This window comes from Saccharopolyspora rosea (genome assembly GCF_025643595.1).
In the GTDB taxonomy this organism is placed as follows: domain Bacteria; phylum Actinomycetota; class Actinomycetes; order Mycobacteriales; family Pseudonocardiaceae; genus Saccharopolyspora; species Saccharopolyspora rosea.
In genome coordinates, this window is the sequence record NZ_CP102826.1 from 5,163,914 (window position 1) to 5,185,794 (window position 21,881).

Annotated in this window: 19 protein-coding genes; 6 read left to right on the top strand and 13 right to left on the bottom strand. The window is 72.3% G+C overall.

Annotation, left to right across the window (positions count from 1 at the left end; genetic code table 11):
* Window positions 1–76 precede the first annotated feature (76 nt).
* Window positions 77–793 (top strand): SDR family oxidoreductase, encoded by a 717-nt coding sequence (locus NV263_RS23900; RefSeq protein WP_263248859.1) that lies wholly within the window; start codon window positions 77–79, stop codon window positions 791–793.
* Window positions 794–907: 114 nt separating this feature from the next.
* On the opposite strand, the gene NV263_RS23905 is transcribed toward NV263_RS23900, so the two are convergent.
* From NV263_RS23905 to NV263_RS23940, 8 genes are all read right to left on the bottom strand, one after another.
* Window positions 908–1,654 (bottom strand): cell division protein FtsQ/DivIB, encoded by a 747-nt coding sequence (locus tag NV263_RS23905; protein ID WP_263248860.1) that lies wholly within the window; start codon window positions 1,652–1,654, stop codon window positions 908–910.
* Window positions 1,651–3,108, bottom strand: coding sequence for a UDP-N-acetylmuramate--L-alanine ligase (gene murC / locus NV263_RS23910; protein ID WP_263248861.1), 1,458 nt, complete (start codon window positions 3,106–3,108; stop codon window positions 1,651–1,653). The genes NV263_RS23905 and murC overlap by 4 nt, the downstream gene beginning before the upstream one ends.
* The gene (murG, locus tag NV263_RS23915; RefSeq protein WP_317630440.1) at window positions 3,105–4,181 is read right to left on the bottom strand and encodes an undecaprenyldiphospho-muramoylpentapeptide beta-N-acetylglucosaminyltransferase; all 1,077 of its coding nucleotides are present in this window, start codon (window positions 4,179–4,181) and stop codon (window positions 3,105–3,107) included. Before murG ends, murC begins: the two co-directional genes overlap by 4 nt.
* Before the next feature lie 98 nt (window positions 4,182–4,279).
* The gene (gene ftsW / locus NV263_RS23920) at window positions 4,280–5,665 is read right to left on the bottom strand and encodes a putative lipid II flippase FtsW (RefSeq protein ID WP_263248862.1); all 1,386 of its coding nucleotides are present in this window, start codon (window positions 5,663–5,665) and stop codon (window positions 4,280–4,282) included.
* Between the two features lie 7 nt (window positions 5,666–5,672).
* Window positions 5,673–7,070 (bottom strand): UDP-N-acetylmuramoyl-L-alanine--D-glutamate ligase, encoded by a 1,398-nt coding sequence (murD, locus tag NV263_RS23925; protein ID WP_263248863.1) that lies wholly within the window; start codon window positions 7,068–7,070, stop codon window positions 5,673–5,675.
* A 44-nt stretch (window positions 7,071–7,114) separates the two neighbouring features.
* Entirely contained in the window at window positions 7,115–8,197 is a 1,083-nt protein-coding gene (gene mraY / locus NV263_RS23930; RefSeq protein ID WP_263248864.1) for a phospho-N-acetylmuramoyl-pentapeptide-transferase, read from the bottom strand.
* Complete coding sequence (locus NV263_RS23935; protein WP_263248865.1) at window positions 8,194–9,651, bottom strand: UDP-N-acetylmuramoyl-tripeptide--D-alanyl-D-alanine ligase; 1,458 nt, start codon at window positions 9,649–9,651, stop codon at window positions 8,194–8,196. The genes mraY and NV263_RS23935 overlap by 4 nt, the downstream gene beginning before the upstream one ends.
* Before the next feature lie 98 nt (window positions 9,652–9,749).
* On the bottom strand, window positions 9,750–11,357 hold the full coding sequence (locus tag NV263_RS23940; RefSeq protein ID WP_263248866.1) for a UDP-N-acetylmuramoyl-L-alanyl-D-glutamate--2,6-diaminopimelate ligase: 1,608 nt from the start codon (window positions 11,355–11,357) through the stop codon (window positions 9,750–9,752).
* A gap of 165 nt (window positions 11,358–11,522) precedes the next feature.
* Here NV263_RS23940 and NV263_RS23945 point away from each other — a divergent pair, with 165 nt between their 5' ends.
* From NV263_RS23945 to NV263_RS23965, 5 genes are all read left to right on the top strand, one after another.
* On the top strand, window positions 11,523–11,951 hold the full coding sequence (locus NV263_RS23945) for a YbaB/EbfC family nucleoid-associated protein (RefSeq protein WP_263248867.1): 429 nt from the start codon (window positions 11,523–11,525) through the stop codon (window positions 11,949–11,951).
* Between the two features lie 9 nt (window positions 11,952–11,960).
* Window positions 11,961–12,278, top strand: coding sequence for a type VII secretion target (locus NV263_RS23950; RefSeq protein WP_263248868.1), 318 nt, complete (start codon window positions 11,961–11,963; stop codon window positions 12,276–12,278).
* 4 nt (window positions 12,279–12,282) lie between these two features.
* Entirely contained in the window at window positions 12,283–13,647 is a 1,365-nt protein-coding gene (locus NV263_RS23955) for a WXG100 family type VII secretion target (protein ID WP_263248869.1), read from the top strand.
* 119 nt (window positions 13,648–13,766) lie between these two features.
* Entirely contained in the window at window positions 13,767–14,024 is a 258-nt protein-coding gene (locus tag NV263_RS23960; protein ID WP_263248870.1) for a hypothetical protein, read from the top strand.
* On the top strand, window positions 14,017–15,132 hold the full coding sequence (locus NV263_RS23965; RefSeq protein WP_263248871.1) for a hypothetical protein: 1,116 nt from the start codon (window positions 14,017–14,019) through the stop codon (window positions 15,130–15,132). The genes NV263_RS23960 and NV263_RS23965 overlap by 8 nt, the downstream gene beginning before the upstream one ends.
* A 7-nt stretch (window positions 15,133–15,139) precedes the next feature.
* On the opposite strand, the gene NV263_RS23970 is transcribed toward NV263_RS23965, so the two are convergent.
* The 5 genes from NV263_RS23970 to mraZ all read right to left on the bottom strand — a co-directional run bounded on the left by NV263_RS23970 (window position 15,140) and on the right by mraZ (window position 21,538).
* Complete coding sequence (locus NV263_RS23970) at window positions 15,140–16,858, bottom strand: IlvD/Edd family dehydratase (protein WP_263248872.1); 1,719 nt, start codon at window positions 16,856–16,858, stop codon at window positions 15,140–15,142.
* A 601-nt stretch (window positions 16,859–17,459) separates the two neighbouring features.
* A complete protein-coding gene (locus NV263_RS23975) occupies window positions 17,460–19,310 on the bottom strand; it encodes a peptidoglycan D,D-transpeptidase FtsI family protein (protein WP_263248873.1) in 1,851 nt (616 codons plus the stop codon).
* Window positions 19,310–19,888 (bottom strand): FtsB/FtsL family cell division protein, encoded by a 579-nt coding sequence (locus NV263_RS23980; protein ID WP_263248874.1) that lies wholly within the window; start codon window positions 19,886–19,888, stop codon window positions 19,310–19,312. Before NV263_RS23980 ends, NV263_RS23975 begins: the two co-directional genes overlap by 1 nt.
* Window positions 19,885–20,886, bottom strand: coding sequence for a 16S rRNA (cytosine(1402)-N(4))-methyltransferase RsmH (gene rsmH, locus NV263_RS23985; RefSeq protein WP_263248875.1), 1,002 nt, complete (start codon window positions 20,884–20,886; stop codon window positions 19,885–19,887). The genes NV263_RS23980 and rsmH overlap by 4 nt, the downstream gene beginning before the upstream one ends.
* 220 nt (window positions 20,887–21,106) lie before the next feature.
* Window positions 21,107–21,538 (bottom strand): division/cell wall cluster transcriptional repressor MraZ, encoded by a 432-nt coding sequence (gene mraZ / locus NV263_RS23990; protein WP_263248876.1) that lies wholly within the window; start codon window positions 21,536–21,538, stop codon window positions 21,107–21,109.
* Window positions 21,539–21,881: the final 343 nt, after the last annotated feature.

Below are 21,881 nucleotides of genomic sequence, written 5' to 3' on the forward strand. Positions count from 1 at the left end.
TGCCTCCGTCCGCGCGGTCGTGGGTGGGATCGTCGATCCCTGGTCGCGGTGCCCGGCCGGTGGGAGCGTCACGCCCATGAACGCCTCCACTGCGCTGGTCACCGGCGCGAACAAAGGTATCGGCAAGGAGATCGCCCGTCAGCTGGCCCGAGCGGGACTGACCGTGCACGTCGGGTCCCGGGACGCCGAGCGCGGCCGGCGGGCGGTCGAGGAGATCGGCGGTGACGCCCGGCTCCTCGTCCTGGACGTCACCGACCCCGCGGGGATCGCCGCCGCGGCGCGGCAGATCGACGCGCTGGACGTCCTGGTCAACAACGCGGGCATCTCCGGCACGTCCGCCACGGCTCCCGGATCCGACGTCGAGGAGTTCCGGCAGGTCTACGAGACCAACGTGTTCGGCGTCCTCGCGGTCACCAACGCCTTCCTCCCGGCGCTGCGGCGCTCAGCCCACCCGCGGATCGTCAACGTCTCCAGCGGCACCGGCTCGCTGACCTGGAGCACGAACCCGAATCCGCAGTTCGCCGCCGGACGCGGCGGGGCCGCCGCGTACCGGTCGTCGAAGGCCGCGCTCAACGCCGTCACGCTCTGCTACGCCCAGGAGCTCGCCGACGACGGCTTCAAGGTCAACGCGCTGGCCCCCGGGTTGCGGGCCACCGAGCTCAATGCCCGCGCGGCCGCCAGCGGCGGGGACCCGGCGGAAGCCGCCGCGGGAGCGGTCCGGCTGGCGCTGCTGCCCGACGACGGCCCCACCGGCTCCTTCTTCTCCTGGGACGGGTCACCCGTGCCGTGGTGATCCTCAGAGCCCGTCTTCGGACTCGTTGTGCGCAGCGGTGCCGGTTGCGAGACCACTCACCGAAAGAGAAAGCGGCTCACGCCGCTTACTCGGTACCAGGTTGAAGACGGGCTCTCAGGCCACCGTCGGCAGGGACGGCGCCGTGACGTCGTAGACGCTGCCGGGTCGGGTCAGCAGCGGGGGCAGGATGGCCGCCTTGCGGTCCGATTCGTCGGTGTCGCCCCACTGGACCTCGCGGTCGCCCTTCAGCCGCAGGTGGATGTCACCCGGGTCCTGGGCGTCCACCGCGAGCACGTCCGCGCGCAGCGCCGGGGGCAGGGCGGTGAGCACGGTCATCGCCGCCCGGGTGGCCGGGTCGTCCGGGGCCACCCGGCGGACGTGGAGTTCCGGCAGGTCGGCGGGCGGGTCCTTGACCACCTGGAACGGCACGCCGGCGGAGTCGACGAGCTGGATGCCGTCGCGCGCCACCAGGAACGCCGCCGGGGCGCGTTCGGTGACCTCGACCCGCACGGTCGTCGGCCAGGACAACGAGACCCGGACATCGGCGACCTTGCGGATCGCCCGCAGCCGGGACGCCACGTCCTCGGTGTCGACCCGCAACATCGGCGTGCCCGGATCGATGCCCGCGGTCCGCACGATCTCGTCCTGGGAGAGCGTCCGGTTGCCGGTGACCTCCACCGCCCGCACGCCCAGCAGCGGCGTGAAGTACAGGACCAGGGCGAGCACCGTCACCACCGCGAGCGCGGCGGGGAGCACCCAGCGCCGCCACCACGGCACGGCGCCCGCGCCGCCGCGCACCGGCCTGCCCCGGGTGCTGCGCAGCCCGGGGCGGTTGGCGCCGCGGCGGCGGGTGGTGGTCACCGCTCCCCCGCGGTCCTGCGGTCGACTTCGGCGAGGATCTCCGGTCCGAGCATCGTGACGTCACCGGCACCCATGGTCACCACCACGTCGCCGGGCCGGACCAGGCCCGCGACCCGCGGTGCGGCCTCGGTCAAGGACGGTTCGAAGTGGACGCGTTCCGCAGGCAGCGGCACCGCGTCGGCGATGAGCTCGCCGGTGACGCCGGGCTGCGGGTCCTCCCGCGCGCCGTAGACGTCGAGGACCACGACCTCGTCGGCGAGGCCGAGCGCGGCGGCGAACTCGCCCGCGAACGCCGCGGTGCGGGAGAACAGGTGCGGCTGGAACACCACGACCAGCCTGCCCGCGCCGACGACCGGCCGGGCCGCGCGCAACTGGGCGTCCACTTCGGTCGGGTGGTGCGCGTAGTCGTCGTAGACGCGGACGCCGTCCGCGCGGCCCTTGAACTCGAAACGCCGCCGCACGCCGCCGAACGCGGCCAGGCCGTCGAGCAGTTCGCGCAGCGGGGCGCCGAGTTCCAGTCCGGCCAGCAGCGCGGCCACCGCGTTGCCCGCCATGTGCTCGCCGGGCACGGACACCTGCACGTCGATCCGCTCCCCGCCGAGGTCCACCGCGGCCACGCCGGTGCCGTGCTCGGGCCGGTAGCCGACCAGCCGCGCGTCGCCGGCGCCGGAGACCGCCTTGCCGTAGCGGCGCACCCGCACCCCGGCGGCCTCGGCCCGGTCGGCGAGCCCGGCGGCGCCCGGGTCGTCGGCGCAGGCGATGAGCACCCCGCCCGGTTCGATGCGCTCGACGAACTCGGCGAAGACGCGGGTGTAGTTCTCCTCGGTGCCGTGGTGGTCCAGGTGGTCGGGTTCGACGTTGGTCACCACCGCCACCGACGGCGCGAACACCAGGAACGAGCCGTCGCTTTCATCGGCCTCGGCGACGAAGATCCCGCCGTCGCCGTGGTGCGCGTTGGCGCCCGACTCGTTGAGGTCGCCGCCGATCGCGAACGACGGGTCGAACCGGCAGTGCTGCAACGCCACGGTGAGCATCGACGTGGTGGACGTCTTGCCGTGCGTGCCCGCCACGCACGCGACCCGGTGGCCGGCCATCAGCGCCGCCAGCGCCTCGGCGCGGCGCAGCACCGGGATGCCGCGGCGCTGCGCCTCCGCCAGCTCCGGGTTGTCCGGTTTGATCGCCGTGGACACCACGATCGCGGTGGGGGCGTCGGCGAACTGCTCCAGGTTCTCGGCGCGGTGGCCGATGGCGACGTGCGCGCCTTGGGCGCGCAGCGCCATGACCGTGCGCGAGTCCCGCGCGTCCGAACCGGACACCTCTTCGCCGCGGGCCAGCAGGATCCGCGCGATGCCGCTCATCCCCGCCCCGCCGATGCCGACCAGGTGCACCCGGGTCAGCAGTGCCGGGTCCGCGACGGCCCCGGTCGGTGGGACGCCGGTCACTTCGGCCTTCACCGTCCGGCCACCTCCAGAACGATCTGCGCCAGCACGCGGTCCGCTTCGCGGTGCCCGCTGCTCAGCGTCGCCGTGCTCATCGCCTGCAACCGCTGGACGTCCAGCGCCAGCGGCAGGACCTCGTCGATCACCCGCTGCGGGGTCATCTGGTCGTCGGGGACCAGCCGGGCACCGCCCGCGGACACCACCGGCTGCGCGTTGAGCGCCTGTTCGCCGTTGCCGTGCGGCAGCGGCACGAAGATCGCGGGCAGCCCGACCGCGGAGACCTCGGCGACGGTCATCGCCCCGGACCGGCACACCACCAGGTCGGCCGCCGCGTAGGCGAGGTCCATCCGCTCCAGGTACGGCACGGCCGCGTATCCCGGGGCGCCGGGGACCTGCTGGACCGCGAGGGTGTTCTTCGGTCCGTGCGCGTGCAGCACGCCGATCCCGGCGCGGCCCAGGGCTTCCGCGGCACCGGAGAACGCCGTGTTCAGCGTGCGGGCGCCCTGCGAACCGCCGAACACCAGGACGGTCGGCGCGTGCGGGTGCAGGCCGAAGAACGCCCGGGCCTGCGCGCGCAGCGCGAACCGGTCCAGGCTGGTGATGGACTCCCGCAGCGGGATGCCGATGGTGCGCGCTCCGGCCAGCCCGCTGTCCGGGGTGGCCGCGAGGACGCGTTCGGCGAACCGCGCGCCCACCTTGTTCGCCAGTCCGGCGCGGGCGTTGGCCTCGTGCACCACGATCGGCACCCGACCGCGCGCCGCGAGGTAGGCGGGCAGCGACACGTAGCCGCCGAAGCCGACCACCACGTCGGCACCCACCCGGTCCAGCACGTCGCGCGTCTGGCGCACCGACTCGCGCACCTTCAGCGGCAGCTTCAGCAGCTCCGGGCTGGCCTTGCGGGGCATCGGCACCGGCGGGATCAGCTCCAGCGGGTAGCCGCGGGCCGGGACCAGCCGGTTCTCCAGCCCGCGTTCGGTGCCCAGCGCGGTGACCCGCGCGTCCGGCCGCATCCGGCGGACCGCGTCGGCCAGCGCCAGCGCGGGCTCGACGTGCCCGGCGGTGCCGCCCCCGGCGACCACGATCGACAGCGGCGGCCGACCGGGCTGGGCGGCCCCGGGCCAGGCCGCGGGAGCGGGCGGCGGGTTGGCGCCCGGCGTGCGGTCGATGCGGACCGTCTGCTCCCCGCTCAACGGTGTCCTCCTCGTGTCTGCGTCCGGGCCCGGGGACCGCTGCGCGCGCGTCGGTCCCCGCTGCCCCGGCGGGTGGCCGCCGCGCCGGAGCTCTTGGAGCCCGGCCGGCTCGATGATGTCGTGGGCCGCGCCGAGCGCCGTCGGGCCGGCGGGCGGTACGGGGCCGGGGTGGGCAGTCGCAGCAGCTTGCCCACCTTGCCCGGCCCCAAAGACCGTAGCGCGGCGATCGCCTCGGGTTCGTGCCGGGCGAAGTTCGCCAGCAGCCCGAACACCAGCATGCTGGTGACCACGGAGGACCCGCCGGAGGAGATCAGCGGCAGCGGCAGCCCGGTCGTGGGCAGCAGGCCCACCACGTAGCCGATGTTGATGACGGCCTGCCCCACCAGCCACACCGTCAACGTCGCCGACACCAGCCGGATCCACGGGTCGGTGTTGCGGGTGGCGATCCGCATCCCCACGTAGGCGGAGGTGCCGAACAGCACGAGCACGATCGCGCAGCCGACGAAGCCGAGTTCCTCGCCGATGACGGCGAAGATGAAGTCGTTGTGCACGTTGGGCAGGTACTGCCACTTCGACCAGCCCTGCCCGAGGCCGCGGCCGAACAGCCCGCCGTCGGCCAGCGCGTACAGCGCCTGCATCGACTGGTAGCCGTGGCCGCTGGGGTCGGTGCCCGGGTTCAGGAACGTGGTCAGCCGCGCGAGCCGGTAGGACGCGACGACGGACAGCACCACGCCGCCGGTGAGCCCGCCCAGCAACAGCACGGCGAACAGCCGCAGCGGCGCGCCCGCGAACCACAGCAGCGCCAGCAGCACGAGGAACAGCGTGACCGTGGAGCCCAGGTCGGGCTGCAGCATGACGAGGGTGAACATCAGCAGGGCCGCCGGGACGAGCGGCACGAGCAGGTGCCGGTACTGGGCGATCAGCGCGCGTTTGGTGACCAGCACGTGCGCGCCCCACAGCGCGAACGCGACCTTCGCGAACTCCACCGGCTGGAAGGACACCCCGGCGACCACGAACCAGCTGCGCGCCCCGTTGAGCTCGGTGCCCAGCGGGGTGAGCACGGCGACCAGCAGTCCGACGCAGCCCAGCAGCAGCGCGAAGCTGAACCGGCGGATCAGCTTCACCGGCACGCGCAGCGCCAGGTAGAACAGCACCAGCCCGGCCCCGCAGTACATGACCTGCTTGCTGAACACGCTGTAGGACGACCCGTCCTTGTTGAAGGAGTCCACACTGGACGCCGACAGCACCATGACGAGCCCGAACACCGTCAGCAGCCCGAACACGGCCAGCAGCAGGTGGAACGACGCCAGCGGCCGGGTCAGCCACGCGGTCAGCGGCGTCAGCGCGCCGCGGCGCCTGGTGGTCTTGGTCGCGGTGGCCACCGGTCGATCACCCGCCGTTGACCGGGGTGGGCGCCTCGGCCAGCACGGCGCGCACCGCGTCGGCGAACGCGCGCCCCCGGTGCGCGTAGTCGGTGAACATGTCCATCGACGCGGCCGCCGGGGCGAGCAGGACCACCGATCCCGGGCGGGCGAACTCGGTCGCCGTGCGGACGGCTTGCAGCATGCCCGCATCGTCTCCCGCGGTGACCTCCCGCACCGGCACATCCGGGGCGTGTCGGGCCAACGCGGCGGCGAACCGGTCGCGGTCGCGGCCCAGCAGCACCACCGCCTCCAACCGGTCGGCGTTGGCCGCCACGAGGTCGTCCACCTCGGCACCCTTGAGCAGTCCGCCCGCGATCCACACCACGCGGGGGTGGGCGCGCAGCGCGGCGTCGGCGGCGTGCGGGTTCGTCGCCTTCGAATCGTCCACATAGGACACACCGGCGGCCTCGGCGACCGGGACCGACCGGTGCGCCCCGGGTTCGAAGGCGCGCAGCCCGGCGGCGACCGCGGCCGCGTCGACGCCGTACGCGCGGGCGAGCGCCGCGGCGGCCAGCGCGTTCGCGATGTTGTGCGGGCCGGCCGGGTGCACGTCGGCCAGCGACGCGAGGACCTCGCGCCCGCCGAACGCGCGGTCCACCAGGGACCCGTCGGCGACGCCGAGTTGCCCCTCCGCCGGAGCGCCGAGCGTGAACGACACGTGGCGGGCGCTCTCGGGCGCGGCGGCGGCCAGCCGCGTCGACCACCCGTCGTCGGCGTTGTGCACGGCGACCGCGTTGCCGCGGAACACCCGCGCCTTCGCCGCGCCGTAGGACTCCAGCGAGCCGTGCCAGTCCAGGTGGTCGGCGGCGAGGTTGAGCACCACGGCGGCGTGCGCGGCCACCGACTCCGACCAGTGCAGCTGGAAGCTGGACAGCTCCACGGCGAGCACCCGGTGCCCGGCCCGGACCGCGTCCACCACGGGCAGGCCGACGTTGCCGCAGGCGACGACGTCGACCCCGGCGGCCCGCAGCACCGACGCCAGCATGCTCACGGTCGTCGTCTTGCCGTTGGTGCCGGTCACCGCCAGCCAGGTCGGCGGGTGGTCGGCGTCGGCGCCGAGCTGCCAGGCCAGCTCGACCTCGCCGATCACCTCGACCCCGGCCGCGGCGGCGGCCGTCAGCAGCGGCGCGTCCGGCCGCCAGCCCGGACTGGTGACCACCAGGTCGGTGCCCGCCGGCGGCTCGTCCAGACCCGGCACCAGCTCGGCGCCCTGCGCGCGCAGCGAAGCGAGCGCCGCGAGCCGGTCGGCGGAGCCGTCGGTGACCGTGACCGACGCGCCCGCGGCCAGCAGCGCCTCGGCCGCCGACCGGCCGGACACCCCGGCCCCGGCGACCAGCACCTCGCGCCCGTCGAACCGACCCACCGCGTTGCCTCCCCGTCGTCGTCGGCCCCTGCGGCCCTGGCGGATCAGAAGAACGTCCCGGCGCCCGCCAGCCAGTCCGCGTAGAACAGACCGACGCCGAACATGCAGCTGATCGCGGCCAGCACCCAGAACCGGATGATCACCGTGGTCTCCGCCCAGCCTGCCAGCTCGAAGTGGTGGTGGAACGGCGCCATCCGGAACAACCGCCGACGAGTGGTGCGGAACACCACGATCTGCATCACCACGGACAGGGCCTCGACCACGAACAGACCGCCGATGATGATCATCAGCAGCTCGGTGCGGGTCACCATGGACAGCCCGGCCAGCAGACCGCCCAGGGCCAGCGACCCGGTGTCACCCATGAAGATCTTCGCGGGTGCGGCGTTCCACCACAGGAACCCGACGCAGGCGGCCATCGCCGCCGCGGACACCACCGCGATGTCCAGCGGGTCGCGCACCGTGTAGCACGCGGGCATCGGGCCCTGCGGCAACGAGCAGTCGTTGCGCAGCTGCCAGAACGAGATGAACACGTACGTGGCCAGCACCATCGCCGCGGTGCCGCCGGCCAGGCCGTCCATGCCGTCGGTGAAGTTGACGGCGTTGGACCAGCCGCTGATCGCGATGTAGGCGAAGATGACGAACCCGATCGCGCCGAACGAGATCACCGTGATGTCGCGGATGAACGACAGGTGCTGCGAGGCGGGCGTGATGCCGTTGCGGTCGGCGAACTGCATCGCCAGGATCGCGAACAGCACGGCCGCGACCAGCTGGCCCACCAGCTTGGCGGTCTTGTTCAGACCGAGGTTGCGCTGCTTGCGGATCTTGATGAAGTCGTCCAGGAACCCGACGATGCCCAGCGCCGTGGTCAGCCCCAGCACCAGCAGGCCGGACGCCGTCGGCGGTTCGTCGGCGACGGTCAGGTGGGTCACCAGGTAGCCGACCCACATGGCGACCAGGATCGCCATGCCGCCCATGGTCGGCGTGCCGCGCTTGGCGGCGTGCTTGCTCTGCACCTCCTCGCGGATCTCCTGGCCGAAGCCCTGCTTGGAGAACACGCGGATCAGGTAGGGGGTGAACAGGATCGAGACCACCAGCGACACCGCGGCGGCCACCAGGATCGGCTTCACTCGGCACCACCCCCGGCCAGCAGCGCGTCCGCGACCCGCCACAGCCCGGCCGAGTTCGACGCCTTGGTCAGCACCACATCACCGGGACGCAGCTCGGCGCGCAGCAGCGCGACGGCCGCATCGACGTCCGGCACCAGAACCGACTCCTCTCCCCAGGAACCTTCCAGCGACGCGGCCTGATGCATCACCCGCGCCTGCTCGCCGACCACCACCAGCCGGTCGATGTTCAGCCGGACGGCCAGCCGCCCGATCTCGTCGTGGGCCTCGGTTTCGGCCTCGCCCAGCTCGTTCATCGGGCCGAGCACCGCCCACGCCCGCCCGGGGCGTCCGCGGGTCATCGCGGCCAGCGTCTTCAGCGCGGCGCGCACCGACTCGGGGTTGGCGTTGTAGGCGTCGTTGACGACGGTGATCCCGTCGGGGGTCTCGGCGACCTCCATGCGCCGCGCCGACATCCGGCGCACCCCGCCGAGCCGTTCGGCCACCTGCTCCAGCGTCGCGCCGTGCTCCAGCGCGACCGCCGCGGCGGTCAGCGCGTTGCCGACGTGGTGCTCGCCGACCAGCGGCAGCGCCACCCGCGCCGAGCCGTGCTCGGTGACCAGCGTGAACCGCGGCCGGGCGTGCTCGTCGATCTCGATGTCCGCGGCGCGCACGTGCGCCTCGGGGTGCTCCCCGACGAACACCACGCGCGCCCGGGTGCGGTCGGCCATCGCCCGCACCAGCGGGTCGTCGGCGTTGAGCACCGCGACCCCGTCGGCGGGCAGCGCCTCCACCAGCTCGCCCTTGGCGCGCGCCACGGCCTCCTGCGAGCCGAACTCGCCGAGGTGCGCGTGGCCGACGTTGAGCACCGCGCCGATGCGCGGCGGCGCCACCCGGCACAGCCCGGCGATGTGCCCGACACCGCGCGCGGACAGCTCCAGCACCAGGTGCCGGGTGCTCTCGTCGGCGCGCAGCACCGTCCACGGGTGGCCGAGCTCGTTGTTGAACGAGCCGGGCGGCGCGACGGTCGGGCCCATCGGCTCCAGCAGCTGGGCGATCAGGTCCTTGGTGGACGTCTTGCCGGACGAGCCGGTCACCCCGAACACGGTGAGTTCGGGCAGCCGGTCGACCACGTACCGGGCGAGCTTCGCCAGCGCGGCCAGCACCGCGGCTCCGGAGCCGTCGGTGTCACCGGCCAGCGCCATCACGCCGGACCGGTCCGCGGGGACGCTGGGGACGATCACCGCCGGGGCGTCGACCTCGCGCGCGGCGAGCACGCCCGCCGCACCGTCGGCCACGGCCCGGGCGGCGAAGTCGTGCCCGTCGACGCGCTCGCCCGGCACGGCCACGAACAGCCCGCCGGGTTCGATCTTGCGGGAGTCGAACTCGACGCCCGCGGTGACGATCTCCGAGCCTTCCGCACGATGAAGCCTGCCGCCCACCGCGTCCGCGATGTCAGCGAGGCTGAGCCGGATCACCTTGCCTCCTGTGTCTTGCCCGCTCCCTGCGGACACCCGCACCGAGCCTCCCCGCGGGACGCTCCCGAGCGACGTCCCCGCTCGTGGCGGGGTGCCGCTCATGGTGCCTCGGTGTCGCCCTGCCCCCGACGATCTTCGGTTTCCTGCGGTCCTTCCAGTCGTCGGCGCAGCGCGGCGGCCAGTTCTTCCCGGTCGGAGAAGGGATGCACCACGCCCGCCACCTCCTGTCCCGTCTCGTGGCCCTTGCCCGCGACGACGACGATGTCGCCGGGACCGGCGCGTCGCACCGCCTCGGCGATGGCTTCCCGCCGGTCGCCGATCTCGATGATCTCGCCCCGCTCCTCGGCCGGGACGGCCAGGGCCCCGGACAGCATGGCGGCCCGGATCTCCGCGGGGTCCTCGCTGCGCGGGTTGTCGTCGGTGACGACCAGCAGCTCGGCGCGGCGGGCCGCGGCCTCCCCCATGACGGGCCGCTTGGCGACGTCCCGGTCACCGCCGCAGCCGAGCACGACGATCACCCGGGCGTCGACCTGCGCGCGCGCCGCGTCGAGGACCGCGGCGACCGCACCGGGTTTGTGCGAGTAGTCCACGACGGCGGTGAAGTCCTGCCCCAGCGCGACCCGCTCCATCCGGCCCGGCACGTCCACCTCGGCCAGTCCGCGCTCGATCGCCCACAGCGGCACCCCGGCGGCGTGCAGGACACCGATGGCCAGCAGCGCGTTGGCGATGTTGAACGGCCCGGGCAGCCGCAGCCGGACGTGCATCTTCACCTCGTCGGGCCCGTGCGCGGTGAACGTCTGCTCGCCGGTCGGGTAGGCCTGCACGTCGGTGGCGGTCCAGGCGGCGTCCCCGGTGGTGGAGACGGTGATGGTGCCGTCGCGGACCAGCCGCTGCCCCCAGTCGGAGTCGACGCACACGACCTCGCGTTCGGAGCGGCCGTCGAACAGCAGCGCCTTGGCCCGGAAGTAGTCCTCCATGTCGCGGTGGAAGTCCAGGTGGTCCTGCGACAGGTTGGTGAACGCCCCGACGGCGAACCGCGTACCGGCCACCCTGCCGAGCGAGAGCGCGTGGCTGGAGACCTCCATCGGCACGTACCGGACGCCCTGTTCGACCATCACGGCCAGCAGCGCCTGCAGGTCGGGCGCCTCGGGCGTGGTGAACGCGCTGTCCAGCCGCTCCCCGGCGATGCGCGTCTCCACGGTGCCGACCAGCCCGGTGGTGAACCCGGCGGCGGCCAGCGCGGACTCCAGCAGGTAGGTGGTCGTGGTCTTGCCCGAGGTCCCGGTCACCCCGAGCACGGACAGCTCCCGGGACGGGTCGCCGTAGATCAGCGCGGCGGCGCGGCCGAGCACGGCCCGGGGGTCGTCGTGCACCAGCAGCGACACCCGCCCGGACCGCACGGCGGGGTGCTCGTCGAGCCCGGCCCGTTCGACCCCGCCCTGGTCGGTGAGCACGGCGAGCGCACCGGCCTCCAGCGCCTGCGCGGCGAAGTCGGCGCCGTGCACGCGGGTCCCGGGCAGGGCGGCGAAGAGGTCACCCGGACGCACGTGTTGGGCACGCAGCGTCACCCCGGTCACCGGCGCGGCATCGGCGCTGTGACCGGGGACGCGAACCACCTGCGCGCCGACGAACTCGGCGAGCTGCTCGATCGCCACCGGCTCGACGTGGGACGGGCGAGGCGGGGCTGTCGCGACCGCGGAAGGCACGTCGCGACAGGCTACCCGCACCACCTGAGGCCCACTCCCGCTGGTCGGCTCCCTGTTCGATCGACCCCGGGCTCACCCGAACGTCCCAACATCACCCGTCCTGCCCACAGCCCCGACCGGGTGAAGTAGAACTGGTCCGGCTCGTCACCGAGGGGGGAGATCGCGATGCCACCCGAGTTCGGCGCGGACCCGGCGCAGGCGGAACAGGCGCTGCAGGACTGGGCGGACGGCCTGCGCGACAAAGCGCAGCGGTTCGCCGAGGTGCGACGGCAGCTGGACGACACCCGGATCACCGAGAGCGGCCGCTCGGTCACCGTCACGGTCGACGCGCAGGGCGTGCCCACCGACGTCCGGTTCGCGGACTCCCGCGCCCCCGGCGCCGAGCTGAGCGCCGAGTTCATGGCGGTGCTGCGGCGGGCCCAGTCCCGGATCACCGAACGCGCGACGGAGATCACCGGGTCGGTGCTCGGCGACGACAGCGCCGCCGCGAACGCGGTGCTGGAGCAGTTCCGGCGCCGCTTCCCGGGCCAGCAACCACCGCCCGCGCCGGAGCTCGACGACGGCGACTTCAGCGACGAGACGTTCCTGCGCTGAGAGGATCGGATGGCGGGATTCGAGTTACCACCGGACCAGCTCCGAGCCCACGCGAACGAGCTCGACGCGCACGCGTCGGCGCTGGGCACGGCGGCCGATGCGGCGAACCAGGTGCAGCTCGGCGCGGACGCGTACGGGCAGATCTGCGCGTTCCTGCCTCCGAGCCTGTCCGCCGCGGGCGGCACGGTCGCCGAGACGGTGCGCGCCGCCGCCAACGCCGTGGAGTCGCTGTCCACGGCGCTGCGCGACGCGGTCGCCGACCACGAGGCGCAGGACGCCGAGATCGCCGACGCGCTCGCCCGGCTGTCGAAGGAACTCGGCGGGTGATCCGGTGAGCGAATCCGCGGGCACCCCGGGTCCCGCGGCGGGCGGCGCGGAGAACCCGCTGGTCGCCAAGCCGCAGGACTCGACGGAGTGGTACACCGGCATCCCGTTGGCCGAGGCGATCGCGGACGCGGTCACGGCCATCGAGAACGGCAGTTGGGCCGATGCGGGCGTCGCGGGGATCGGCGTCGGCCTGGAGGCCCTGTCCGCGGTCACGGATCCGCTCGGCACGTTGTTCTCCGGGATCCTGTCGTTCCTGGCCGAGCACTTCCAACCGCTCACCGACGCGCTGGACTGGCTCGCCGGCAACGCGGACGCGGTCCGCGCGCACGCCCGGACGTGGCGCAACGTCGCCGACTCCCTGCGCGGCACGGCGGACGGCCTGGACTCCGATGTGCAGCGCGGCACGGCCGGCTGGACCGGCGCGACCGCGGACGCCTACCGCGCCCGCCTGACCGCCACCGCGCAGCTGATCCGCGCCCAGTCCGACGCCGCCCGGGGCCTGGCGTCGGCGACGGAGCAGGCGGGCGAGATGGTCGCCGTGGTCCGCACCACGGTCCGCGACTTCATCGCCGACTGCGCGGGCCGCCTCGCCGCCTGGGCCGTCGAAACCCTCGCCACCGACGGCTTCGGAATCCTCGCGGTGCTCGAACAGGCAACGGTCCGCATCGCCCGCTGGGGCACCCGCGTCGTGGAGATGATCAACAAGTTGATCAGGGCCCTGACGCGACTCCTCCCGATGCTCGGAAAACTCGGCGACCTGATCCGCCGCATCAGCAAGATCCTCAACGACATCGCCCACGGCAAACCCCTCCCGGGACACCCGAGGAAACCCGGCGAACCGGAAGACCCGCACACCCCGCACAACCCCAACGACCCACCGGACGAACCGCCTGGGCACGACAGGCCGGGCCCGGCGGAGAACCCGGAGGACCGTCAACGCCTCATCGAGGAAGCCCAGGCCGAGGGCCACAAGATCAGCCCCGACAAGGTCGTCGAGATCGGCAAGGACCCCAACGGCCGCATAGTCTGGCTGGAAGAGGGGAAGGGCGGCGAACGAGGCGCGGGCCTAGAGCACATCTACGAAGAGCACGGAAAACAGTTCGAAGAGCACGGAATTCCACGTGAGAACGTTCCGGACTTCGTCCACCGTGCGGTCACCCAAGGCCGCTACACGGGCCACAATCAAGGAAACCCACCCGGAAGACCCATTTACGAGATTGACTACAATGGTGAGCGCCACTTCGTCGCGGTGTCCGTAGGGAAGAACGGGTTCATAGTAGGAGCCAACATGCGGAGCCCCGACAATCCATTCGGCGGCACGAAGAGGGATGGCAAACTCGACACCGATCCGAACTACCGAGGTTGGTAGAAATGACCGGAAATCCCACACTCCGATCGGTTCGACTCCGACCTGAATGGCAGACCGGGCCACTCTGGACGACGACGGACCAGGACCGATTCTCGGACAACAACGCCACACCCGAAACCATGTCCGAGGAGTTCGCCGTATCCTCGCAGCTCACCCAAGAGATAGCGGAATGGGACAGGGAATTCCAGCAGATCTTCGACCCAGAAGATCCTCTGTCCTCCGACTTCCCGGATGAGGCGACCGAACAGCGCTGGCGCGAACGGGGACGGCAACTCGCCGGAAGACTGGCCGAAGAACTCGGCCCGCACGTTCGTGTAACCTATTTCAAAGAAGTTGTCCAGCAAGGCGCGGAAAGCAGCGAACAGCACGATGACTGAAACCGGCGCAGCGGCGATCCGGACTCGCCACGGGGCGGATTTCGAGCGGTGCGGAGTCCCGGCCGACCTGCTCAACAAGCTGATCATGCAGGTCGCCACCAGCGGGGACGAGCCCGTCATGGTCGTCGGCCACGACCGGCCCACCCGCGTCGTCGAGTTCGGCGGGCAGCAGGTCCCGGTCGCCCTCAGCGTCGCGGGCAGCGGCTACGTGATCTCCGCGCACCCGGAGCCGCTGTCCCGCGTGGACGGTTCCCGGTGGCCTCCGCTCGGAAGCCGCCCGCTCAGAGTGCGCCTTGGCGCCGAGTGGGGCGCCGGGCCGCTGTGGATCACCTTCGGACCCGAGGAGTCGGTCGCCGCGAACTACCTCCCGGAGGAGGTGCGCGACGTACTGGCCCTCCCGCCCGACCTGCTGCTGGACATCGCCCGCTGGGACCACGACTACCAGCGCATCCTCGACGAGAACTACCCACCGGATTCGAAGTTCCCCTCCGAGGAAGCGGCCCTGCGCTTCCGCCGCACCGGATTCGCCCTGGCGAAGCAGCTGCGCGCCGCACTGCCTCCGGAGGTCACCGTCGAGTACGCGGAGAACTTCAGCGACCGCATCCTGACGGTCCAGGCCCCCCAACCCGCGGTCGCCACCCACCCGGTCCGCCCGGACCGGCTTCCCGGTCTCGACCCGCGCGCCGGAGCGGTCCACGTCGACCTACCGCACTCGCTGGTCAACGCATGGGCCCAGCAACTGGGACGCGGCCCGGAACGGCTGCTGGAACTCGACGTCCGCGACATCCCGTCGGCCCGGGACCTCGCCAACGCCATCGCCCCGGGCGTCGACACCATCGTCGAGGCGATCACCCGAGCGCCCGCGAAAGCCCTGGTGCTCACCAAGGTCGAGCAACTGGACGTCCGGAACCGCCCGGTGCTGGTCGAGTTCCTCCACGCCCTCCCGAAGGCACTCACCGCCCGCAACGCCACGGGGACTCCACTGCACGTCGCCCTCGTCGACCTCTCCAGCGACAGAGCGGAAGCGACCCTCGCCGAACTCCACAACGCCCCGTCCGGCGAAATCGAGACCCCCGTCCCGGTCTTCGCCTACCCCGCGATGGCGTAATACCCCATCAGTGCCCGTCCCGCGGCACGGCGCTGCCGGACTTGCCGACGAGGAAGTCGAGGTCCGCCCCGTCGGACGCCTGGAGGACGTGGTCGTAGTACAGCCGCTGCCAGCCCCGCGGGTACGGGTTGTCCGGGTCCTTCCAGTCCGCGCGGCGGCGGCGCATCTCGGCCTCGTCGACTTCCAGGTCCAGGCGGCGGTTCGGGACGTCGAGGCTGACGATGTCGCCGGTGCGGACGAACGCGAGCGGGCCGCCGACGGCGGCTTCGGGGGTGACGTGCAGGACGACCGTGCCGTAGGCGGTGCCGCTCATCCGGCCGTCGGAGATCCGCACGACGTCGTCGACGCCGCGGTCCTGGAGCTTCTTCGGGACGGGCACGTTGGCGACCTCGGGCATGCCGGGATAGCCCTTCGGGCCCGCGTTGCGGATGATCAGCACGGTGTTCTCGTCGACGTCGAGGTCGTCGTCCCGGCACACCGCGTAGTACTCGTCGACGTCCTCGAAGACCATCGCCGGTCCGCGGTGGCGCAGCAGGCGGGGTGAGGCCGCGGACTGCTTGATCACCGCGCCGTCGGGCGCGAGGGTACCGCGCAGCACCGCGGTACCCGTCCCGACGGGCTGGAACGGCGCGTCGAACGACGTGATGACCTCGCGGTTGTGCACCTCGGCGTCGGCGATGTTCTCGCCGACCGTCCGCCCGGAAACCGTGGGGGCCGAGGTGTCCAGCAGGTCGCCGAGTTCCTTCATCACCGCGGGGAGCCCACCCGCGTAGCAGAAGTCCTCCATGAGGAACTCGCCGCTGGGCATCAGGTTGACCAGGGTGGGCACGTCGCGGGCGTCGCGGTCGAAGTCGTCGACGGTGAGGTCGACCCCGACCCGCTTGGCGATGGCGATGAGGTGCACGACGGCGTTGGTCGAGCCGCCGATCGCCGCGTTGACGCGGACGGCGTTGCGGAACGCCTCGCGGGTGAGCAGGTCGGACGGTTTGAGGTCCGCGGCCACCATCTCGACGATGCGCCGACCGGTCTGCTGCGCGGTCGCGTAGCGGCGGGCGTCCACGGCGGGCCAGGACGCGGCGTAGGGCAGCTGCATGCCCAGCGCCTCGACGACGCAGGCCATGGTCGAGGCGGTGCCCATGGTCATGCAGTGACCGTTGGAGCGGGACATGCAGCCCTCGATGAAGTAGCACTCCTCCTGCGTGATCCGACCGGCGACGAGGTCGGCCTCGGCCTGCCAGACCGCGGTGCCCGAACCGATGTCGGTGCCCCGGTACTTGCCGTTGAGCATCGGGCCGCCGGTGAGCATCACCGCGGGCAGGTCGACGCTGGCGGCGGCCATGAGCAGGCCGGGCGTCGTCTTGTCGCAGCCGGACAGCAGGACCACGCCGTCCAGCGGGTTGGCGCGGATGGTCTCCTCGGCCTGCATGGCCAGCAGGTTGCGGTACAGCATCGCGGTGGGGCGCATCAGCGTCTCGCCGAGCGCCATGTTGGGGAATTCCAGGGGGAATCCGCCCGCCTGCCACACGCCGCGCTTGACCGCCTCGGCGATCCGCTGCTGGTGGGCGTTGCACGGTGCGAGTTCGGACCACGTGGTCCCGATGCCGATGACGGGCCGGCCGTCGAAGACCTCGTCGCTGTAGCCCTGGTTCTTGACCCAGGAGCGGGCGTTCATGCCCGCGCGGCCGTGCGCGGCGAACCAGTGCGCGCTGCGCCCTGAGGTGCCCATGTGCGTCTCCTCCTCGCACCGACGACATGGCGACGTAACCAGGTCGCTGCCCGGCGCGCAATACCCTCCACGTCCGGTATTTCGAACACGAACCGTCTGGCCGAACACGTTGACGCCCACCACGCGCCGCCGTGCAGTCGTGATCCACGTCACCGGACCTTGTTCGCCGGCCGGCGAGCGAGTCCCAGCGGGGAGGACCGACGTGTCCGACGAGGCGCTGACCACCGCGATCCGCCGGGCCAGCCGCTCGCCACACACCGAACGCCGCTTGCCACGCCCCGTCGGAACCCGGTCCGAAAACGAGCTCCGAGTCCTCAGTGCCTGTCTTTGAACCTGCTCCCGGAACACACGTGGCAAGCGGCGCCAGCCGCTTTCTCTTTCGGTGAGCGGTCTCGCCGCTGGCACCGCCGCGGGTTCTCAGCGGCCGTCTCGCGAGGACAGCCCCGACGCTGTGTATTGGGCATACATGAGTCGGGGCTCCCGGAGCCGAGACGGCCGCTGAGGTTCCGCTCCCGGCACCGCCACGCACAACGAGTTCGAAGACAGGCACTGAGGTTCCGGCACCGGCACCGCCACCCAAAAAGAGTCCGAAGACAGGCGCTCAGTGGACCTGCAGGGTCTGCACCGGTGCCGGCTCCTTCGACAACGGGATCTGGTACCGCTGCGTCAGGTACTGCGCGATGTCGTGGAACAGCGGCGTGGCCGTGGTCGACTCGTGCACCCCCGCCGACGGGGCGTCCAGCATGATGCCGACGACGAACCGCGGGTTCTGCGCGGGCACCATCCCCGCGAAGGTGATCCAGTACTTCGACTGGCTGTAGCACCCGCACGTGGGGTCGATCTGCTGCGCGGTGCCGGTCTTGCCGGAGATCTGGTAACCCTCCAGCGCAGCGTCGGGGCCGGTGCCGCGCTGCCCCGGAGCGTCCTGCACCACCCCGCGCAGCATGTCCCGCACGGTCTGCGCGGTCTGCGGGCTGACGACCCGCACTCCCCGCGGGTGCGGGCGCTCCACCTTGGTGCCGTCCGGCCGGATCTCGCCGGAGATCACCCGCGGCGGCACGCGCACCCCGTCGTTGGCGATGGCCTGGTACATCCCGGCCATCTGGAGCACGGTCATCGAAAGCCCCTGCCCGATCGGCAGGTTCGCGAACGTCGAACCAGACCAGTTGCTGCGCGGCGGCAGGCTTCCAGGGCTCTCCCCGGGCAACTCGATGCCGGTCTTCTGCCCCAGCCCGAACTTGTGCGCCAGGTCGTTCCACCGGTCCGGTCCGAGCTGCTGCGAGACCATCAGGGTGCCCACGTTGGACGACTTGCCGAGCACACCGGTGAAGGTCAGCGGGAGGGTGCCGTGCTGCCAGGCGTCCCCGACGGTCCGGTCGGCGACCTTGATCGACCCGGGGACCTGGAGCACGGTGTCGGGCCGGACGATGCCGTTCTCGATCGCCCCGGCCGCGGTGATCACCTTGTTCACCGAGCCCGGCTCGTACGGGGTGGTGACCGCGGGGTTGCCGATGTTCGGCCCCCACTTCGGTGCGCCGGGGTCGAAGGTCTTGTCGTTGGCGAGCGCGTACACCTCGCCGGTCTTGGCGTCGAGCACGACCGCGCTGCCGTCCTTGGCACCGGCTTTCGCCGTGTAGTCGCTGAGCGCGTGCTGCACCACGTACTGCAGGTCGGAGTCGATGGTCAGCTCCACGCTGGAACCCGGCGTGGCGGGCTCCAGTTCGCGCTCGGTGCCCGGGATGGTCAGGTTGGAGCTGCCCATGGCGGTGTCGGAGATCTTGACGCCGTCCTTGCCCGCCAGCACCGGGTCCATCGAGTTCTCCAACCCGATCAACCCGCGGATCTTGCGCTCGTCCATCCGCCAGTTCGCGGCGCCGATGATGTTCGCCCCCACGTCCCCGGCCGGGTACTGGCGGACGGCCCGGTACTCGGAGCCGATCTGCGGGTACTTCTCGGTGATCTGCCGGGCCTTGCTCGGGTCGATCTGCGGTCCGAAGTAGGTGAACGAGGCGTCCTTGAACAGCGCGTCGAGCACTTCCTGCTCGGAGATCTGCCCGGCCAGCACCTGGGCGACGTAGTGCGCGATCTGCCGCTTCTTCTGATCGGCGGTGGGTTTCGTCGGGTCCTTGGCGTGCTCCTTGTTCTGCTCGTCGGTCAGCATCCGCGGGTTCGCGTAGAGCTGCCGGGCCTCGGTGCTGAACGCGAGCACGTTGCCGTCGCGGTCGAGGAAGGAGCCGCGCTCGGCGGGGATCGAGTCCTTGGTGATGCGCTGCTTCTCGGACTCCGCGGACAGCGCGCTGGCCCTGACGCCCTGCACCCACACCAGCTTGCCACCGGCGATCACCAGCGTGATCACCATCAGCAACCGCACGATGCCGAGCCGCCGGTCGCTGCCCGCGACGTCGGTCCGCGCGGTGCGCCGCCCGACCAGGCGGGTGCCCTTCCGGGCCATCAGCGCCCCACCGCCGGTCCGGGCGGCGGCGCCGGAGCGCCCTTGGCCTTCTCCGGTTCGCCGACGACGAGCACGCCACCGCCCGGCTGCGGCACCAGGTGCGCGGGCGGCGGACCCGGCACCATGCCGAGTTCGGTGGTGGCGCGCCGCTGCAACGCCGGCGGCGAGGTCAGCGAGCTGACCTCGCGCATCAGTTGCTCCCGCTGCTCGTTGAGCGCGTTGATGCGGGCTTCACCCTCCTGCAACCGGTAGCTGCCGCTGACCGTGGCGATGGACAGCCACAACGTGGCCGCCAGCCCGGTGGCCAGCAGCGCCATCCCGGCCACCACCAGCGGAGCGCGCGAGCTGGTGACCTTCTCCTGGAGCTGCCGCCGCGCGGGGCGCCGCTTGGCCTTCGGCTGCGGACGCCGTTCTTCCACGCCGGTGCGCTGCTTGCGCGGACGCCGGTCGCGCTGGGAGCGGTCCCGCCGCTCCTCGCGACGCGCGTAGGCGCGTTCGGCGGCCGCGGACCGGGTCCGCTGCCGCTTGTCCGCGGTCTTGCCGTTCCCGCCGCGCGAGGCGCGTGCAGGTGCTGTCATCCCGCCTCCTTGGTCCGCTCCGCGGCGCGCAGCCGCACGGACGCGGCTCTCGGGTTGGCCGCCTTCTCGGCGTCGCCTGCGAGTTCGGCACCCCGGGTGAGCAGCCGGATCTCCGGGCCGTGCCCGGGCAGTTCGACCGGCAGGTCCACCGGGGTCCGGGAGCGGGCGCGTTCGGCGAAGGCGCGCTTGACCATCCGGTCCTCCAGCGAGTGGTAGGACAGCACGACGATCCGCCCGCCGGGCGCCAGCGAGTCCAGCGCGGCGGGCAGTGCGCGGCCGAGGACGTCGAGCTCGGCGTTGACCTCGATGCGCAGCGCCTGGAAGGTCCGCTTGGCCGGATGCCCGCCGGTGCGCCTGCTGGCGGCCGGAACGGTGTCGTAGACCAGCCGGACGAGCCGCTCGCTGCGGCTGAACGGTTCCTCGCGCCGTGCCCGCACGATCGCGTTGGCGATCTTGGTGGCGAACCTCTCCTCGCCGTACTCCTTGAGCACCCGCGCCAGCTCCCCGGCCGAGTACGTGTTGAGCACGTCCGCCGCGGTCCGCGGCGCGCCCGGGTCCATCCGCATGTCCAGCGGCGCGTCCTGGGCGTAGGCGAAACCGCGCTCGGTCTCGTCGAGTTGCAGCGACGACACGCCCAGGTCGAACAGCACTCCGTCCACTTCGGACATGCCGAGCTCGGCGAGCACCTCGGCCAGCTGGTCGTAGACGGCGTGCACCAGGTGGATCCGGTCCGAGTAGGACGCCAGCCGCTCCCCGGCCAGCCGCAGCGCCTCGGGGTCGCGGTCGAGCCCGACCACGGTCAGCTCCGGGTGCGCGGCGAGCAACGCCTCGGAGTGCCCGCCCATGCCGAGCGTGGTGTCCACGACGACGGCCGGACCGCGCGACAACGCCGGTCCCAGCAGTTCCAGCGTGCGGTCCAGCAGCACCGGCACGTGCCGGTCCGCGGCGGAGCCGCCGGGATGTGCGGAACCGCTGCCCTCCTGCCTGTTCTCGGCCACGGCGGTCCCTCCCTCCCGCGTGCCAATCGGATGTGCACCGGTAGCCCGGCGCGCGGGCCGACGGCTGCGGTCCCGCGCGCGTGGTAACTCCGGTATTCCCCCATTGCGCCGGATCTCGTCAGGTCCCCGCCCGCCCGTCGCGTCCTGGTGCCGGGGAAGATGCACCAGGCGAGCGATAGCCGAGCGGACCGAGGCCTCACGAAACCCGGACGAGGTCTCCTCAGAACACCCCGGGCAGCACCTCCTCCTGGGCCTTGGCGTAGGCCTCCTCGTTCTCCTCCAGGTAGCTCTGCCACCTGTCCGCGTTCCAGATCTCCAGGCGGTTGATCGCGCCGATGACCACGCACTCCTTGGTCAGCCCGGCGTAGCGCCGCAGCTCCGATGCGATCGAGATGCGCCCCTGCCCGTCCGGCTGCTGCTCGTCGGTGCCGGCGAACAGGTACCGCTGGTAGGCGCGCACCGCCTCGTTGGTGAACGGCGCCTCGGCGACCTTGCGCGCCATCTGCTCGAACTCGGCCCGCGGGAAGACGTACAGGCAGTGGTCCTGTCCCTTGGTGACCATCAGCCCCCCTGCCAGTGCTTCCCGGAACTTCGCCGGCAGCGTCAGACGCCCCTTGTCGTCCAACTTCGGGTGGTGGGTGCCGAGGAACATCCGGCCTCCACCTCCCCCGCCGTTCGGGAGTGGCGGGACCCCCGTTCGCCCCACCGTCCCCCACACTACCCCACTCCGCTCCACCGTCAACACGAACCGACCCGGTCCGCCCCACCCGAATGACGCCGTTTGCGCAGGTAGCGCCCGCGGGGGTGGCGGTGGGGCGAGCAGCGGCCCCGAGGTGATCAACTACTGGCACCCGGCGGTTATGCTCATCGGCCGCCACACCCCGTCGCCGCCCCGGAACTCTCCGGTGGGGCGGGGTGGGGGACTCGCGAGGTTCGCCCGGGTGCGGACCTGGCGCCCGCGCCGGGTGCCAGCGAACGGCACTGTCCGTTTGGCA